We start from the raw sequence: 621 nt of genomic DNA on the forward strand, positions 1-621 counted from the left end.
TAACGCCGCGTTAAGGGGTGAGTAACGCAACTACCAACTCACCGCATTACACTAAAAACTAATAAAATCAACGCATAATGAAAATGCTAAGCGTTGCGAATCCCTCTTAAACGCTTTGTTATACGTGCGGTTTAAACTTTTTTGTCATACCTTCGCTAGATGGAGATACTAGCTTGTAACCTAACTTTTCATAAAATGCCGGTTCATCTGCAATCATTGATACATACGAACCATCTAAAGCAACTGATGACAAATAACTATCTATATATTCCATAACTTTTCGACCAAGTCCCCTACCTTGGTAAGAGGGATCAACTGCAACGTCCACTACCTAAAAATTACATGCGCCATCTCCAACTACACGACCCATTGCAATTAGCTCGTCACCATTTCTTATTGAAATACCATATAAGCTATTTGGTAAAGCAATTGTGGCCGCTTTGAGAGATTTTGGTGAGAGGCCAGCCTTTACACGCATGCCACAGAATTCTTTTGGACTAGGCACTTTTTCTTCGAATTTTATTGTCATCATGACGCTCCTATTGATTCATATGAAGCATACATTTTACAACTGTATAAATAAACAGTTTGGCGATAATTCTGATAAGCACGTATAACGCC

1 pseudogene is annotated in these 621 nt (G+C 38.8%); it reads right to left on the reverse strand.

The features are described 5' to 3' along the window. Positions 1–118: 118 nt before the first annotated feature. Positions 119–529 (reverse strand): annotated as a pseudogene (locus tag FKN88_RS17450) (GNAT family N-acetyltransferase). Between the last annotated feature and the right edge of the window lie 92 nt (positions 530–621).

Origin of the sequence: Vibrio sp. 2017_1457_13 (genome assembly GCF_030851525.1) — a bacterium.
In the GTDB taxonomy this organism is placed as follows: domain Bacteria; phylum Pseudomonadota; class Gammaproteobacteria; order Enterobacterales; family Vibrionaceae; genus Vibrio; species Vibrio metschnikovii.